Genomic DNA, 16,771 nt, shown 5'->3' on the forward strand with positions numbered 1-16,771 from the left:
ATGAAATTATTTCTTACTTCTTATCCAGAAGTGCATCTGCTGCTAATATCAGAAACAGATAATCTGTTGTGCCGCCTCCTAGTACATATTCCGTTTGTTGCCATAAATAAGGCCATTCCAGAAGTTCTGGGTAATCTGGTCTGATTAATGCAGTTCCGGAAGCAATTCCTCCTGGTATATATGACCAGTCATCTCTGTTAAATCCATATGCTACCGTCAATGATTTTGATCCTATACCTGAGGCAAAGGAGGAAGTGTTAGATCCCGGATGACAACCAAGAATAAAGTTCATAGCATGAAGCATATAAGTATCAGGAAATATATCAGGATATGATGTGTGCAGGAAATATTGCTGAACACCAAAGTTCTGTATACCCCAACCTGCTCCCCAGATATATGGCTCATATGGTATGCCATAAGGATTTTTCTTTTCCTGCTCATCGACCTTCGCGCGGAATGCTTTCACAGCTTTAAGTATATTCTCTTTATATTTTTTATTGTTTATAAGAGAAAAACTTCTCCCAATGACATAACCTGTCTGCTCAATATTCTTGCTGATAAGATGTGTGTGGGCAATAAGAAAGTCAGCATACTTTTTATCTTTCGTTGTAATCAATAATTCATTTGCCAGTTTAACTCGATGTAAGGGATCGCTTTCTTTGGTCCTGTTCCATAATTCCAGGGCTATAGCAAGACTTTTTGCTGCAAGGGTGTCGTTAAATCCTTTCATAACTCTTGAGGCAGAAGCCAAGGCGGCGGCAGTATTAAGCTCTCTTTCCGGATTGTTTTCCGTAAATACCCATCGGTCGTCTGCAGATCCGGGATACCCCACTTTAGGTTCTGTTGTTGAAATATTGTTCACATAATTCCTGTTATCTGTCATGTTTGCCGGATCACCGAGCAAAACATACTGTCTTAGTGTCGGGCATATAATGCCTCTGTATAATCTTCCTAAAGATTCATATCCTCCTACGATGGATAATAGTCCATGCTCTATCTGCTGAAGCATATCCGCTTTTCCATCTGGCTGATGGATTTCAATTATTTTATTCACCTGATCTATGCTTGTATTGTCATAGTTTGTTTTGAAGAGTTCGTATGCAAGCGAAAGGCCATGAACTGTTTCAGCCTGAGATTCTATTCTTAGGTCAAAGTCTCCGGCATCATGCCAGCCTCCTCTGTTAAGTCCGTTCACTCTGTCTCCTGAAGCATGTTTGCATAATGTAGAGTTTCCCTGTAAATAGCCATCGAAGTGATTTGAATCCGTTGGCGCCATACGAGCATCATCAAGGTGACAGAAGCCATGCCATACTTTGTACCTGTCATTAACCTTCATATGACACATCTGAGCAGGCAGAAATGTCTCCAGTGTTGGCTGCCATACATTTCTCTTGAATACATTTTTACTGATCTGAAATGGTTCTGTAGTATAGTTATTGTATTTTACTACATACATGCCTGGCTGCTGAACTGAAGTAAAATCAAATTTCAGGTATTTGTAACGGATGAATTTTCCCCAGTCATTAGGAGTTGTTTCCATGACTTTTAGCATTGCTCCGTTTTCTCCGATACGATAAAGTGTTACAGGGAATCTTTGGGTTTCTGAAGCATCAAGCTCTACTACCGCTACTTTTTGTTGAGCTGGATGGTAACCTACTTGTGAGACCTGGACTACAGGTTCATATTTCCATCCTGCTATAGCATGCGGAGTGATAAGCCATTCAATGGCATTACTTGAAGCTCCTTCGGGAACCAGAGACCTTACTACAAACCAGCCATTGTTATGCTGGGCTCTTCCATCTATAAGCTGAAGTTTATTGCCTTTAAGATTTTCAATAACCAACCTCTGGCGGTCAGATTCCGGAGCAACTACAAGTTTGGAACCTTCTGCCATAGGAGTGGTCTGGTATTGCTTATCCTGGTCTATAAAACCCGGTCCATTGAGCTGCCTTGGAAATATGCCAAAGCTTTGATCCATGTAATATGATTTGCCAAAAAGTATACCTGGAAACAATTCAAAATTAAACCCTACTTTGCCTATCCATTCTTTTGGTAATGGATTATCTAAGTCCACAATCACTCTGACAGCTTTGCCTTCCGGTTTGATTTTTAATGTATAGGAAAAATTAAGGTCCGGATAGATGATAGGATTAAAACCTTTTTTATTCTTTTCCTGATCCGGGTATTCCATACGGACACTGATTTCGTTTTTATTTCTGTCCACTATGCGTTTGCCAACTTTGGGAACGGGCTGCCACTGGCCGGGAGTAGGCTCAAGTCTTAAATCGCCGTTGGTGCCTATTCTAAGGCCATTTTGAATAATGCCAACTCCTCCCTGATGACTTTCAGGATAGAAGTCATGAGCCAGCATTACATTGAGGCCTGTCATTTCAAGATATTCAAGGTCATTTATTTTTAAAGTTTCCTGTTGGGCTTTGGAAGAATTGGAAATGATAATAAATGAAAAAAAGAAAAGACGGTAAACTAATTTATTCATTCGTATTTAATTGTTGATTATGTTAAAAGACCTATAAGGCTTATCCCTTATAGGTCTTGTAGAACTTTACTTTAATTGGTTTGTAAATGTATTAAGACCTCGCCCTAAATCCCTACCCTGAAGGAGAGAGACATTAATGTATATGTTATTAGCAACATCTATTTAAAATCTCGGAATCTATTCGTCGACTATTACCCTTCTATTTCAGGAGAGGGGCCAGGGATGAGGTGTATTAATTTGATATGAGATTAAATATCTGATTCTATACTATTACTCATTTTCATTATTAAGTATAATGCTACTTTTCTCGTTCATAAATGCCTCAATAGAAAGTGTCAGATATGCAAGAGGTGCGTTCCAGTTAATGGCAATTTCATTTGAAGCATAGCTGCATACATGATCCATATATGCTTTAGCCGGAAGTGAAGAGGAATAGTTGGATCCAGGGCAATCACCTTGGTCCTGCATCTGAGGATTTGGGCCGCCTGCAAGGAATCCAGGAATAGGCTCTTCAATACCATCAGCTTGTGATGGACGATGGTGAGGATACATAGTAGATTTCTTTCCAAATCCTGTTACATATGAATAACCTGTCCCGTTTCTTCCAAGCAGATAATCAAGAGAAGAAATTGCAGCATTTAAATACGCATGATTTTTAGTAAGACTATATGCCTGTAGCAATATCACCCCTTGATTGGCCGCAAATGAATTACTACCCCAGGTAAAGTGTCCTTTGTTTTGCCCCATCGGAACGCCAAATGCAGATTCATTCAGTGCATGATTCTTGTAGCTGTCAGCTAGTTTAAGGAGTACATTTTTAACAGCTTCAAGGTCCGGAGTTTTAGAATAGCGGCAAAGGGATATCAGTCCAAGTGTATTTACAGATTGCCAATCCGGAAGGTTAAAGGATGTCAGGTTTTCTTTTACTTTGGCATTTTGGTAATACACCGGATCACCAGTAGATACAAACAATTCTATATTAGCCCACTGAAATTCGTCTGCTACGTTTTTGTCGTCATAAGCTCCTGTAACAATAGCAGGGCTTTTCTCACTGATTTTAGCCTGATCATATAATACGGAAGGATTTTTAGTTGCCCATTCCATAGCTTTTTTGCTGGCATACAGGCATTTCTCAGAGAATTTAGGAAGTTCTTTTTTATACTTGTTGAAAACTCTTGCAGCCTGCGCCATCACAGCAGCAAAGTCGAGTGTAGCAGCAGTTGTTTTTTCAACAACATATCTTTTCTGATCTGCTTCGTGTGGCATTATAAAACCATCAAAGTTCGGATTGGTCAGTTTGTGATAAACTCCCCCGTCGGCGTCCTGCATGGTAAGCATCCATTTGATGTTATATAAAGCTTCATCAAGAATATCAGGAATTTTATTACTGCTTTCCGGAATATTAAGCTTTAAAGTATCGAAATATTCAGGATTATGTTCGTAGGCAGCCAATAAGGTATAAGTTGAAATACCAGAATTGACTATATATTTATTATAATCACCAGCATCATACCACCCTCCAGGAGAAGATATTACAGATCCTGCAGGCCTTTTGTCTGTTTGGGCGGAAGGGTGAATGTATACAACAGTATCAGGATGCCCTTCTTTTCTCGCAAATTTGCCTGCATATTTTTTTTGAATAGGAGTGGAGGCTCTTTGATAATAAAATGCTTTTACAGAAGCTTTACCAAGATCCTGATGTACTTTTTTGTTTACTTCAAATGAATGAGAGTTTCCGAGGCCTGGAATATACAAATGATACTTCCCTTCTTTTTTAAGACCTGAAAAATCTGCTTTACTGGCTGTTTCCTCAGAAAATTCCCATTTGCTTCCTTTTTTCAGGTTTCCTTTAAATGCAGTATCTTTTTTCGCTTCATCGATGACGAAAAATTTTGTCGCATCGGAATTGACAACAATTGCTACTTTGGATGCTCCTGGATAAAATCCAACCTGATTTAAACGAATGTCGTCAGTACTTTTTTGCGAAAATGCAGTTGTGTTTCCTAAAGACAGGATTGCGAGTAAGCCAACTGCAGTGGTTGAAAATTGCTTTCCTCTTAACGTTTTTCTTTTCATTTGAGTGGTTTTATGTGATCAATGAGATTATTATTCTCTATTTTATTCAAATTACCTAATATTATGGTGCCTTGTCAAGCACTAAAGATACACAAGGCATTGGTATACAAGAATTAGTCGTAAATGATTGGGCACATAGTAACCAAAATCATGAATCTATGTTTGTAAAAAGATGATATTTATGTGAAGAAAATGATTTCACTGAGGCGGTTAAATCACCTTTAAAAACTTCAGTTTTTTATATTAAAGTTTTCAACAAACAGGTTTGTCGGTTAAAATTTCAAGATTTAATAAGGTTATTGTATAATGGCGATAGGCAAAACGAGGGTTATTGTTATTGGAGCAGGAGCTACTGGAATTATTTGTGCCAGAGAATTATCCAATAGGGGGTTTTTAGTAACAGTCCTGGAAGCAAAAGATTATGTTGGAGGTAGGGCACATTCCATTCATCCGGAGTCTTTTTCCCATCCAATTGAAACAGGGGCAGAATTTATCCATGGAGATCTTCCGATTACAAAAAGTCTTGTCAGGGAAGCCGGACTGTCCATTATAAAAGTAGAGGGACAATCCTGGCACAGGTATAATGGCAAATTATCAACTTCTCAATATTTTATAGAAGAATGGGACCTGCTGATGGAAAAGTTGCAGGCCCTTGAGCAAGATATTTCAATTGGCGAATTTCTAAAAAAAGAATTTTCAGATTCCCGATTTGATGCTCTTCGAAGGTCAGTAGTTTCATTTGTGGAAGGTTATGATGCAGCTTCGGTTTCAAATGCAAGCGCTTTTGCACTCAGAGAAGAATGGTTGAATGAAGATTTTGATGCCCAATACAGAATAGAAGGAGGATATTCAAAATTAATGAATTACATTAAAACTGAATGCGATAAGAATGGTGTCAGATTTTCTTTTTCAGAAGAAGTAACGAATATTCAATGGGATGTCAATAAAGTGCTTGTCCGGACAAAAGCAGGTAAATTTTATGAATCTGAAAAAGTAATCATAACCATTCCGATAGGGGTATTGCAATCTGAAAATACAATTCTTTTTAAACCTGAAATAAAAGACCGGTTTGAAGCTATTCACAAATTAGGTTATGGATCTGTAGTAAAGTTTTTAATAGAATTCAAAGAAAAGTTCTGGGAAACTTTAGATCCTCTTAATGATGGTATAGGCTTGAAAAAAATGGGATTCTTTTTTTCTGATGCTTCCATTCCTACCTGGTGGACCCAATATCCCACAGATAGCACTCTTTTAACGGGCTGGCTTGCAGGTCCTAGTGCCGAAGCAAATAAACATAAAAGAGAAGAAGCGAGATTAACTGAAGCAGTGAAGGCTTTAGCATATATATTCGGTTTTAGTGAGGATCAAATTAGAAGTAAAATAAAAGCCTGGAGAATTATCAACTGGACAGAAGATGTTTATTCAAAAGGAGCATATACTTATCCTACTGTAGAAGCTCCTCAAGCGCGCAAACAATTGATCCTACCAGTTAAAGATGTTATCTATTTTGCAGGAGAAGGATTGTATGAAGGGCCAGAAGGGGGAACGGTGGAAGCAGCGTTCAGAAGCGGATTGAAAACAGCTTCTGAGTTAAAAGTTGAAAGTTAAAAGTTGAAAGTTAAAAGTCTTTCAACTTTTAACTTTCAACTTCCCACTTTCTAAACGGATTCTTAGAAAGATTCGAATTAAAATATCTTTCATCTCCACTTACCTCTTTGTCAATCCAGGCAGGAAGTGTGAATTTTTCGTCAATGGAGTTCAGTTCAATTTCAGCAATAATAAGGCCTTCATTGTCTCCGCTGAACACATCCACTTCCCATAGCTTTCCATCATAAACGATTTCATGCCTTACCTTTTCAATGCAATTGGAGGCAAACAGGTTTAGGAGTTCATTGGCATCTTCTATAGGAATTTCATATTCAAATTCAGCTCTGGCTATTCCTTCTGTTTTTCCTTTGATAGTCAAAAAACTTTTACCTTCTGCAACCCTTACTCTTATTGTCTTTCCAGGGTCTGTAGAGATATATCCCTGTTTAAGATAAGAAGCTTTTCCCTTGGCAGCATTTTTCCAGATGTCTTTTTTTATTAAAAATTTTCTTTCTATTTCTTGTCCCATTTATATATTAAACCTTCTATTTAACTGAACAGTAAAGATAAGTTAAAATAGATCTGTTTTTTTTATTATGAAATTCTTTGATTCTCTTCATCCCTAATTTTTCCGCGACCTTTATTGATGCAGCATGATTAAAAGGCATGTTTGCATAAAGTCGGTCAATGTTTAATTCATTAAAACCAAAGTCCATTGCAGCTTTTGCAGCTTCAAATCCCAAACCTGTACTCCAGAATGGCGCATAAATGATGTATCCAAGGTCATGCACCAGAATATTGTCTGTTTCAAGCTTTAATATCCCGCAGTCTCCGATAAGATGATTGGTATTCTTTAAGTAAATGGCATAGCGCCCAAATCCATTGTCCTTGTATGATTGCATGCTTCTATCAATCCACCTTTGGGTTTCATTAATTGAAAGCGGCGCAGGCCAGAATGCCATAGTTTGAGGATCTGAGAAGACTTTGTAAGCAAGATTTAAATATTCAGGTTTATATTCCTTAATTATTAATCTATCCGTTTGCAGAACTATCATTATTAATATAAAAAATAAAGGTAAGGGATTCATTTTAGTTTTTCATTTGAACCCACTGTTTCTGTTTCTCACAGTAATTACTTATTTGATTTTTAAGAGTTTTTAAGACTAAATTTTCTTGTGGAAATAAAATTTTAAGAAAGCTTGTTCTGATAAATCATTTGTTTTATTTTTGGTTTAACCAAATGGTTAAACCCTTTAGTTAAACCAAAATGTCAAATTCTAACGATTCTAATACACAGGAAATTATAAAAAAGACCGCCCGAGAAGTCTTTTTTGAGAAAGGTCTTGATGGGGCCAGAATGCAGGACATAGCTGATAAGGCTGGGATAAATAAAGCATTGTTGCATTATTATTTCAGGTCCAAGGAAAAGCTTTTCGAAATCATTCTGGATGAAGAGAAGCAAAATTTTATGCGCTACCTGGAAGATATTATTACTTCTCAGGATTATACTTTTTTTGAGAAAATCGAAAAGATTGTTGAGAAGCAAATTGACAACATGATCAATGCGCCTCAATTGCCGCACTTCATCATGAACGAGATCATCAAAAGACCCGAGATGATGAATCAAATGATTGAGAAAAGTGGATTTAAGAGAGTCTTTGAGGTCTTTGTAAAACAGACAAGTGCAGAGGTAAAGAAGGGTACTATAAGAAATATTAAAGGGGAACAGTTGATGATGAATATTATGTGTATGGATACTTATCCCTTTATTGCAAAGCCTTATTTTATGAACCTTATGGGTATTGAAACTGACACCGAGTATCTAAAGGTAATGCAGAAAAGAAAAAAAGAGGTAGTCGAATTCGTGATCACTGCTATCAAGCTTTGATTTTTCTCTCCAATTATATAATAAAATAAATAACATCGATAGACTGAATTAATAATAGCTATGAAAAAGAATAGATTTTTAATCGGATTTTTACTCTTGATCACATCGGGGAGTTTCGCTCAGGAATCTTTTACATTAAAAAGTGCAATAGAATACGGGCTTCAGAATAATCTGAAAATGGGCAAAGCCTTTAATGAGAAGGATAGAGCAAACCAAAGAGAAAAAGAAGCATTCTCTAGTTATCTGCCTCAGGTAAACGGGACAGTGACGCTGGATGACAACATTAAAAGGCAAGCCATGGTATTTCCAGCAAATCCTCTTATGCCAGAAGGTGCTACGGTGCGCATGGGTACCCAGTTTAATACCGGGGCAGTAATTCAACTTGACCAGACAATCTTTGACCAGGCTGCAATGCTGGGAATAAAAGCTGCCAGACCTAACAAAGCAATGGCTGATCTGAAATACCAGCAATCTGAAGAAAGCATTATTTATGATGTATCTTACAGTTATTATCAGGTATTTGTTTTTAAGCAATATCTGAATCTTCAACTCGAAAACAAAAAGAAACAAGAACAGTTGCTTGCAATTGCAAAGCTTCAACTGGATAAGGGCGTCATCAAGAAGAATGATTACAATAAAATACTTGTAACACTTAACAATACTTTATCTCAATTAAGTCTGGCGGAACAAAATCTTGAGCTTGCCAACAGTCGCCTGAAGAATGTGATGGGACTTCCGCTCGATCAGGAGATTGTACTTGCAGATACAGCAATACTAAAGTCGAATGTAAGGCTTGCTAAAGAAAGCGAATTTGATGCACGGAACAGGACTGATTTCAAACTTCAGCAAACTCAAATCATATTTCATGATCTAGATGCCAGAAGGATAAGAGGTACAGGGCTCCCTAGATTGACTGCATATGCTCGTTATGGAGTGCAGGCAATGGGAAATGATTTTCAGGAGTCATTTAACAGAAAGTTTGATTATTCCTCTATTGGTTTAAAATTAAGTGTTCCTCTTTTTGATGGCCTGAAAAGAAATGCGCAATACAAGCAAGCCCGCATTGATATGAAAAATGCTCAGGCAGACCTGTTGTTAAATGAAAGATCTTATCAGGTTGAATATTCCAATGCTAAGGTGCAGTTAAACAAATCAGCAAGCAGTCTGGAGAATAACGAAAGCAATCTGAAGCTGGCAGAAGAAGTTTATCAGACTACCACATTGGAGTATCAAAGAGGAGTGGCTGGCTTATCAGACTTGCTTAATGCAGAGTACTCCTACAAGGATGCTCAGGTCAATTATATCAATTCATTATTAAACTACTATACTTCTCAGTTGGACATAGAAAAGTCAAGCGGTACTCTTAAGAATTTTGCTTCAAACCTTTAATATTTTTAATTATCAGATATATGAAAAAGAAAATTATAGTAATCTCTTCAATATTGGTTATTGTTCTTTTTATCGGATTTAAACTTGCAACCAACAAAAAGAAACTGAATGAGAAAAATAAACCTGCAATTAATACCAATGTTGCCATTCCTGTAAGTACAGCGATTGTATCAGTTGGTCCTGTATCTGGAGAAATGATTAAGGTTGGTACGGCAGCTGCTTATCAGGAAGCAGATGTAATGGCTCTGTCTTCAGGAAAAATATCCAAGCTTAATATTGATCTTGGGTCTTATGTAAAAAAAGGACAGATCATTGCTGCACTTGATACCAGACTTCTTCAGCTTTCTCTGGAGGCTTCTGAACTTGACCTGAATAAAATGAAAAAGGATTATGAAAAATACAATGATCTTTTACAGGGAAATGCAGCAACAGAAACGCAGGTTACTGACCTTCAGTTTAAATATCAGACTTCTGCTAATAAAGTAGAGCAGATCAAAAAACAAATTGCTGATGCGCATATTGCAGCTCCTGTCTCAGGTAGAATAACAAAGAAGAACTATGAAGAAGGAGAGTTTGTAAATCCGGGTGCTGCTATTGCAAGTATTGTAGACATTACCAGACTTAAAGTAAAGGTAATGGTTAGTGAAAGAGAAGTATACACTTTGAAAGAAAATCAAATAGTAAAAGTAACAGCGGATGTGTTCCCTGATCAGGTCTTCACTGGAAAAATCTCTTACATAAGTCCTGCAGGAGACGAGGCACATAACTATCCTGTGGAAGTTATTATAAACAATGCTTCATCAAATAGCCTGAAAGCCGGAACTTATGTGAAAGTTGAATTTGGCACTAAGTCTTCGGGGACGGCTTTGCAAATTACCAGAGATGCTCTTATAGAGAGCATCAAAAATCCATGCGTATATGTAGTGGAAGGTGATATTGTGAAGAAAAGAAATATTAAGGTGGGCAGAGAGTTTGGTTCAACAATAGAAGTGCTTGAAGGGCTTCAGGAGGGAGACATGGTAGTTACAAATGGTCAGATCAACCTTAATGATCAGTCAAAAATTCAAATTGTAAAATAAGGTTACATAAACCAATAATATTATGTCAATAACCGAAGTTGCTGTCAAAAGGCCATTGCTGATTACAGTAATATTTACCGTTCTCATACTCTTTGGTGTTATTTCCTATAAAGAGCTTAATTATAATCTCTTGCCAAAGTTTGAGGCCAACGTTGTCACTATTCTGACAACCTATCGTGGTGCTTCTCCTGATGAAGTAGAAAACTCCGTTACAAAGAAAATTGAAGAAGCAGTCTCTGCTGTAGAAGGATTGGATAAGCTAACCTCTTCCTCAATGGAAGGGGCATCAGTTGTAATGATTCAGCTTAAATCAGGGGTAGATGTTACGAAAACCCAGCAGGATGTTCAGAGAAAGGTGGATGGAGTTCTGGCTCAATTGCCTGATGAAATAACAAGACCTGTAGTAAATAAATTTTCTACCGATGAAATGCCTGTAATGCGTTTGGGTGTAAATGGAAACCTAAGCCCAACATTACTATATGATCTGATGGATAAGAAGTTAAAGCCACAGCTGGCAAATGTTTCCGGTGTTGGTCAGGTCACTGTAGTGGGTGGTAATCCAAGAGAAATTAAGGTAAATATTGATCAAAACAAAATACAGGCTTATAAGCTCTCTATTACGCAGGTATCTCAGGCTATTAATGCAGCTAATAAATCTTTCCCGTCAGGTAAAGTTGAAACAGCAAGAGACCAGTTTTCTATAAAGTTTGATGCCAAGATTGGAGATGTAGGTATACTTAGAAATCTTATTGTAAAACAAAATGCGGATGGCAGTAAAATTTATCTGAAGGATATTGCAGAAGTGGTGGACACTCAATCTGATGCGACTGCAATCAACCATGTTAATGGTATTCCTTCCCTAGGTATAATAATCCTTAAGCAAACGGATGCCAATGCAGTAGAGGTTTGTGATCTCGTAAAGAAGAAGATTGAAGTGCTTGAAAAACAGTATGCTTCAAATGGGCTGAAATTTGATATTTCTGTTGACCAGTCTAAGTTTACTTTGGCTTCTGCAGATGCTGTTATTCACGATTTATATCTTGCCGTGTTTATTGTTGCTGTGGTGATGCTCATGTTCCTTCACAGCGTGAGAAGCTCAATGTTCGTTCTGGTAGCTCTTCCTTCATCAATGATACCAACATTTATCGCAATGTACCTGTTGGGCTTCTCATTGAACCTGATGACACTGATGGCATTATCTCTTGTAGTGGGTATTCTTGTGGATGACAGTATCGTTGTGTTGGAGAATATTTACCGACACATGGAAATGGGTAAAGATAAAAGAACTGCTTCTCTGGATGGTAGAAATGAGATAGGATTTACAGCGCTTGCAATTACACTTGTTGACGTGGTGGTATTCGTGCCTTTAGCGATGACATCGGGTTTGATTGGTAATATTCTCAGAGAGTTCTCTCTTGTTGTGGTGTTCTCTACTCTTATGAGTTTAATGGTATCTTTTACTATCACTCCTTTGCTGGCTTCAAGATTTGGCAGGTTGGAGGTGTTGAACCCTAATTCATTATGGGGAAAAATTAATATTGGATTTGAAAATTTCCTTGACTCATTAAAAGAAGAATATGGAAAAGTATTAAGATGGTCATTGAGTAGCAAGCGTTGGGTGTTGTTGGGAACTATCATTTTGCTTATAGCCTCTTTTGCATTGCTTCCGTTAGGATTTATCGGAGCTACATTTATCAGCTCAGGAGATCGTGGCGAAATGAGCGTAAAACTTGAGCTGGCATCACAAAGCTCTCTTTACCAGACAAACATGATGGCACAGAAAGTAGAAAAGATGATCATGGAAAAGCCAGAAGTTGTGAAGGTCGTAACAACTATCGGATATAGCAGTTCCAGTCCTTCCTCAGGAGGTGGCTCGAACAGTAATATAGCAGACATGACAGTAGTGATGGTTGATAAAGAGGAACGTAATATTTCTGCAGAGGACTTTGGAGTGAAACTGAAAAGTGAAATCTCTAAAATTCCGGGTGTAAAAGTAACGGTGAATCCTGTGAATATAACGGGAAGCAGTGGCGAGTCTCCTATACAGGTTGCGGTAAAAGGTACTGATATGAAAGTCATCCGTGAAGCAGCTGCGATGGTTAAAGAAGCCATTAAAAGTGTACCGGGTACCCAATATGTTCAATATAGCGCTAAAGATCCTAAGCCTGAAATTGAGGTGACGCTTGACAGAGAAAAGATGGCTCAGCTTGGACTCAGCGCAAGTGATGTGGGGATGACACTTCAGAATGCTTTCAGGGGAGACGAGACATCTAAGTTTAAAGTGGGTGGTAATGAATATGATATCTTCATTTCCCTGGATAAGTTTGACAGATCTAATATTGAGGATGTTAAAAAACTAACATTTGTGAATAATAAAGGTCAGAATTTCCAGCTCGATCAATTCTCTGAGGTGAAGGAGACTATGGGAGAAAGTGTCCTTGAAAGAATCGACAGGTTATCTACAATAAAAGTAAACTCATCAGTTGTTGGAAGGCCGGTTGGAACTGTCGGACAGGAAATTCAGGCTAATGTAAATAAGTTAAATCTTCCGGAAGGCATCACAATAGAGTACCTTGGAGATATGCAGAGACAAAAAGATGCATTCGGAAGTCTTGGTTTAGCCCTGATTCTGGCCTTGGTCCTTGTTTATCTTATCATGGTGGCTCTTTACGAAAGTGTTGTTTATCCGTTTGTGGTATTATTTGCTATCCCGGTGGCAACTGTCGGCGCCTTCCTTGCTCTTGCTTTGACAATGGAAAGTTTAAGCATCTTCTCCATCGTTGGTATGATCATGTTGATTGGACTTGTTACCAAGAATGCGATTCTTATCGTTGATTTCACAAATCAATTAAAAGAAGAAGGGTATACGGTAAAAGAAGCCTTGATTGAAGCAGGTAAAGAACGTCTTCGTCCGATCCTGATGACAACGATTGCAATGATCGTTGGAATGTTGCCAATAGCATTATCCACTGCATCAGGAGCAGAAGTAAAGAACGGTATGGCATGGGTGATTATTGGTGGTCTTACAAGTTCATTGTTATTGACACTTGTTGTTGTACCGGCGGTTTATATGATTGTTGAGACAATTATTAATAAATTCAAACCAAAGAAAAAGGAAGAGGCCCAGACAGGAACAGAGGAGAAGATTGCTATCAACATACCGATAATGCAGAATTAGGAGTCTGAACTGGGCTTCGTGGGATTAAAAGATAGACAGGTTTATCTTCGCTAGTTTAAAGCAACGAAAAGAATCCCCTTAATCTGTGAATTCGATAAATCCCGATTCTAATTAAGTTTTATAAAAAAAGGTGATCAGTTTTGATCGCCTTTTTCGTTTTTTATCTCACCGTTTCTCTTTTTCAATAAGAAACTAAATCGTAGATAATCCTGTCTATCCCTTAATGCCATGGATCCCAGTTCAGACAATATTTACTTACCATTCCCTAATTCCAGCCTTATACTCTATAGCCCTTATAAACTCTGTTTTAGCCTCTGCATAATCGTTGATATCATCCCAATCCTTTTCCGATAATTCAGATTTTATAAGATTGTAGGCTTCTTTTTCTTCCTGATGTTCTCTTAAGTAATTCCTAAATGCCAGATGCCTTATCCAGAAAGGATAATTTAATTCTACCATGTGAATCTGGTGAGTTCTTTTATTCTCAGTTGATTTGGTGAAAAATCTCCGGTATGGCATAGTGTCTTCATATACAGAAATATAAGTATAGTTGCATGTTTTGATAGGAGCTATAAAGTCATTAGCTTTTGAAAAATCAGGTACTCCTATCAGAATATCTATGATTGGCTTAGCGCTTAGACCTTCTATGGCAGTACTTCCTATATGTTCAATCTGAATATCTGAATTTTGTATTGTAGATGAAAGAAGATCTTTTTCAATATCAAATAGGTTCTTCCAGTCTTTATTAAAAGGATGTAATTCTACTTTCATCTTTTTTCTATATAAAATTTCAGCCCAGGTCATTAGTCTAGTCTTTCTCCTTCCATTTTTCTGACCTAGTTATTTCTTTAAATGTCTCTCCAGAAAATCAACATAATGATCGATTAATTCGCTCGGATTATTTTTTTCAAATACACCAAAACCTATGAAAAAGGTTGGTTCAGGCATTAAAAACCTGGAAGCAATATTGACAGATTCTATAAATTCCTGAGCATTTCCAACAGTAGCAATACCCATATGCAGTTTTTCCAACCAAAGAGGATCTTCCAATGTATTGTACGTCAGGTAAGGGATAAGAAAAGGGACAAACCTTGAAAACTCCGGGTTTATTTCGGTATAAAGTCTTTGGTCCTCCCAATTACCAATTGGAAAGGCTTGTGGGCCTGGGGTATTCATATGAAAGAAATACTTTTCTTCAATCAGATGGTTGTAATCGCAAAACTTATTAGCCTCTATTACTTTATATAAAGTTTCCCATATGTCATCTCCGGATTGATTAATAATTTGATAAGGATGAAAAGATGCACCGATGGTGATAGTTCCATTATTACCTGTTAGAGGCTGAATTAATTTATAGAAACCGTTTTTGTCATCCGACATACGCTTAGGGTTCCCCTGAGTAAATCCCCAGATGTATTCTTTTCTAAAGGAATTGAGGGTTATTTTTTCAGAATCTTTTTTGGAGCCCATGGTATTCAGTTTTTTTTTGATAAAAAAAAATAATAATGAATTATTAAAATTCTTTTAAGTAGATACTCGATTTTTGCTTTGCTTTATTTTTATCCCAGTTTAAAATTACTTAAAACATCTTTGAATCCATATACACGGGCTCATCTTTACACGATTAGTTTATTAGTAATTTTTAAAACTTTTTACTGAATTTTCAGTAATTATTGAAAGTTTAGAAAATGTTTCTATATTTGTGCTATGAAATTTGAAGAAGGTAAAAAGCAGTTTATTCAAACTTGGGGAAAACTGGGGTCGGAATGGGGGATTAATAGAACTATGGCTCAGGTCCATGCGCTTTTGCTTATCGCTCCAAAACCGCTCAGTACAGAAGAAATCATGGAAGAGCTGAGTATTTCCCGGGGAAATGCCAATATGAACATAAGGGATTTGCTAGGCTGGAATCTTATTCACAAAGAGCTGGTTCCGGGCGATCGTAAAGAATATTTTGTCGCAGAAAAGGATATCTGGGAAATAGCCAAAAGAATTTCCAGAGAAAGAAAAAGGAGAGAGATAGAACCAGTAAAAAATGTCCTGCATCAATTACAGGAAGTGGAAGGCGACAGATCAAAAGAGGAAGTTAAAGCATTTACAGATATGATGAATCAGCTGGGCGGATTTGTAGATAAAATGGATAAATCGGTTGATATCATGCTTAGTTCAGATCAGAGCTGGTTCTTCGGAATGTTATTAAAGCTTATCAAATAAGCTTTTTTATTTGAGTTTAATTTTCAATAAATTCTGAAAGTATGAAAACTTTAAAAAGTCATGTGATCATTTATGATGAAGAATGTCCTATGTGCAATCTTTATACATCTGCTTTTTTGAAATCGGGAATGCTGGATAAAAATGGTCGTGTTGCATACAATAAAATAGGAGAGGATATTAAGTGTAAAATTGATAAAGATCGTGCAAGGAATGAGATAGCCTTAGTTGATACAGAAGGTGGCTCTGTTTCCTACGGATTGGAAAGTTTGTATAAGGTTATCGGTCATAATATCCCGCTTTTTTGGTCATTGTTCAGATTAAGGCCATTTAATTTCATCATGAAGAAATTGTATTTCTTTGTCTCTTATAATCGAAAGGTAATTGTGCCATCATCAGTATCAGGCTTCAATGCCTGCATTCCTGATATCAATAAAAAATATAGATTGGCTTTTATCCTTTTTGCATGGATTGTTTCAGCATTGACGGTAAATGCTTTTTCTGCTCGTCTGGTTCCTCTGGTTCCTGCTTCAAATCTATTGAGAGAATTGTTGATTTGCGGTGGTCAGTTAATATTTCAAGGTGTTTTGATTTTTTTCTTAAACAAAAGAAAGTTGTGGGATTACCTTGGTAATGTCATTGCTGTTTCATTGATAGGATCTTTACTGTTGCTGCCTGCCCTGTGTTTTCCTTATTCAGGAGCTATGCTTTCCAATGTCGGATATCTCGGCTATTTTCTCCTTGTTGTTGGCTTTTTATTACTGGAGCATAAAAGGAGAGTGAAGCTTCTGAATCTTCCTTCTGCATTGACTTTAGGTTGGTTGATTTATCGTCTCATCGTTTTATTAATAATACTATAAACATAT

At 37.2% G+C, this 16,771-nt stretch carries 13 protein-coding genes; 7 read left to right on the top strand and 6 right to left on the bottom strand.

Translation table 11 applies throughout. The features are described 5' to 3' along the window. Positions 1-13: 13 nt before the first annotated feature. Positions 14-2,497 (bottom strand): glycoside hydrolase family 9 protein, encoded by a 2,484-nt coding sequence (locus MYP_RS24120; RefSeq protein ID WP_045469773.1) that lies wholly within the window; start codon positions 2,495-2,497, stop codon positions 14-16. A gap of 270 nt (positions 2,498-2,767) precedes the next feature. Then, complete coding sequence (locus tag MYP_RS24125) at positions 2,768-4,573, bottom strand: glycoside hydrolase family 9 protein (protein WP_052430484.1); 1,806 nt, start codon at positions 4,571-4,573, stop codon at positions 2,768-2,770. A 306-nt stretch (positions 4,574-4,879) separates the two neighbouring features. On the opposite strand from MYP_RS24125, the gene MYP_RS24130 reads away from it, so the two are divergent. Continuing rightward, positions 4,880-6,181 carry a flavin monoamine oxidase family protein gene (locus tag MYP_RS24130; protein ID WP_045469776.1) on the top strand — a complete coding sequence of 434 codons (1,302 nt, stop codon included), beginning with the start codon at positions 4,880-4,882 and terminating at the stop codon, positions 6,179-6,181. A 28-nt stretch (positions 6,182-6,209) separates the two neighbouring features. Here the strand turns inward: MYP_RS24130 and MYP_RS24135 are convergent, their stop codons facing one another. Next, the gene (locus tag MYP_RS24135) at positions 6,210-6,689 is read right to left on the bottom strand and encodes a CYTH domain-containing protein (RefSeq protein WP_045469778.1); all 480 of its coding nucleotides are present in this window, start codon (positions 6,687-6,689) and stop codon (positions 6,210-6,212) included. 16 nt (positions 6,690-6,705) lie between these two features. Continuing rightward, complete coding sequence (locus MYP_RS24140) at positions 6,706-7,215, bottom strand: GNAT family N-acetyltransferase (protein WP_045469781.1); 510 nt, start codon at positions 7,213-7,215, stop codon at positions 6,706-6,708. Positions 7,216-7,427: 212 nt separating this feature from the next. On the opposite strand from MYP_RS24140, the gene MYP_RS24145 reads away from it, so the two are divergent. The 4 genes from MYP_RS24145 to MYP_RS24160 are packed head-to-tail and all read left to right on the top strand — an operon-like array spanning position 7,428 to position 13,694. Beyond that, positions 7,428-8,048, top strand: a complete 621-nt coding sequence (locus MYP_RS24145; RefSeq protein ID WP_045469784.1) for a TetR/AcrR family transcriptional regulator — start codon at positions 7,428-7,430, stop codon at positions 8,046-8,048. 60 nt (positions 8,049-8,108) lie between these two features. Continuing rightward, the gene (locus MYP_RS24150) at positions 8,109-9,437 is read left to right on the top strand and encodes a TolC family protein (RefSeq protein WP_045469786.1); all 1,329 of its coding nucleotides are present in this window, start codon (positions 8,109-8,111) and stop codon (positions 9,435-9,437) included. Positions 9,438-9,457: 20 nt separating this feature from the next. Continuing rightward, on the top strand, positions 9,458-10,516 hold the full coding sequence (locus tag MYP_RS24155; RefSeq protein ID WP_045469789.1) for an efflux RND transporter periplasmic adaptor subunit: 1,059 nt from the start codon (positions 9,458-9,460) through the stop codon (positions 10,514-10,516). A gap of 22 nt (positions 10,517-10,538) precedes the next feature. After that, positions 10,539-13,694, top strand: a complete 3,156-nt coding sequence (locus MYP_RS24160) for an efflux RND transporter permease subunit (protein WP_045469792.1) — start codon at positions 10,539-10,541, stop codon at positions 13,692-13,694. A gap of 255 nt (positions 13,695-13,949) precedes the next feature. Here the strand turns inward: MYP_RS24160 and MYP_RS24165 are convergent, their stop codons facing one another. Together MYP_RS24165 and MYP_RS24170 are read right to left on the bottom strand one after the other, a co-directional pair. Then, entirely contained in the window at positions 13,950-14,465 is a 516-nt protein-coding gene (locus tag MYP_RS24165) for a GrpB family protein (protein ID WP_045469795.1), read from the bottom strand. A 69-nt stretch (positions 14,466-14,534) separates the two neighbouring features. Beyond that, positions 14,535-15,164 (bottom strand): hypothetical protein, encoded by a 630-nt coding sequence (locus MYP_RS24170; RefSeq protein WP_045469798.1) that lies wholly within the window; start codon positions 15,162-15,164, stop codon positions 14,535-14,537. 237 nt (positions 15,165-15,401) lie between these two features. Here MYP_RS24170 and MYP_RS24175 point away from each other — a divergent pair, with 237 nt between their 5' ends. Together MYP_RS24175 and MYP_RS24180 are read left to right on the top strand one after the other, a co-directional pair. Further along, complete coding sequence (locus MYP_RS24175; RefSeq protein WP_045469799.1) at positions 15,402-15,908, top strand: GbsR/MarR family transcriptional regulator; 507 nt, start codon at positions 15,402-15,404, stop codon at positions 15,906-15,908. Positions 15,909-15,949: 41 nt separating this feature from the next. Then, positions 15,950-16,765 carry a DCC1-like thiol-disulfide oxidoreductase family protein gene (locus MYP_RS24180; protein WP_045469802.1) on the top strand — a complete coding sequence of 272 codons (816 nt, stop codon included), beginning with the start codon at positions 15,950-15,952 and terminating at the stop codon, positions 16,763-16,765. Positions 16,766-16,771: the final 6 nt, after the last annotated feature.

Source organism: Sporocytophaga myxococcoides (assembly GCF_000775915.1).
Taxonomy (GTDB): Bacteria; Bacteroidota; Bacteroidia; order Cytophagales; family Cytophagaceae; genus Sporocytophaga; species Sporocytophaga myxococcoides_A.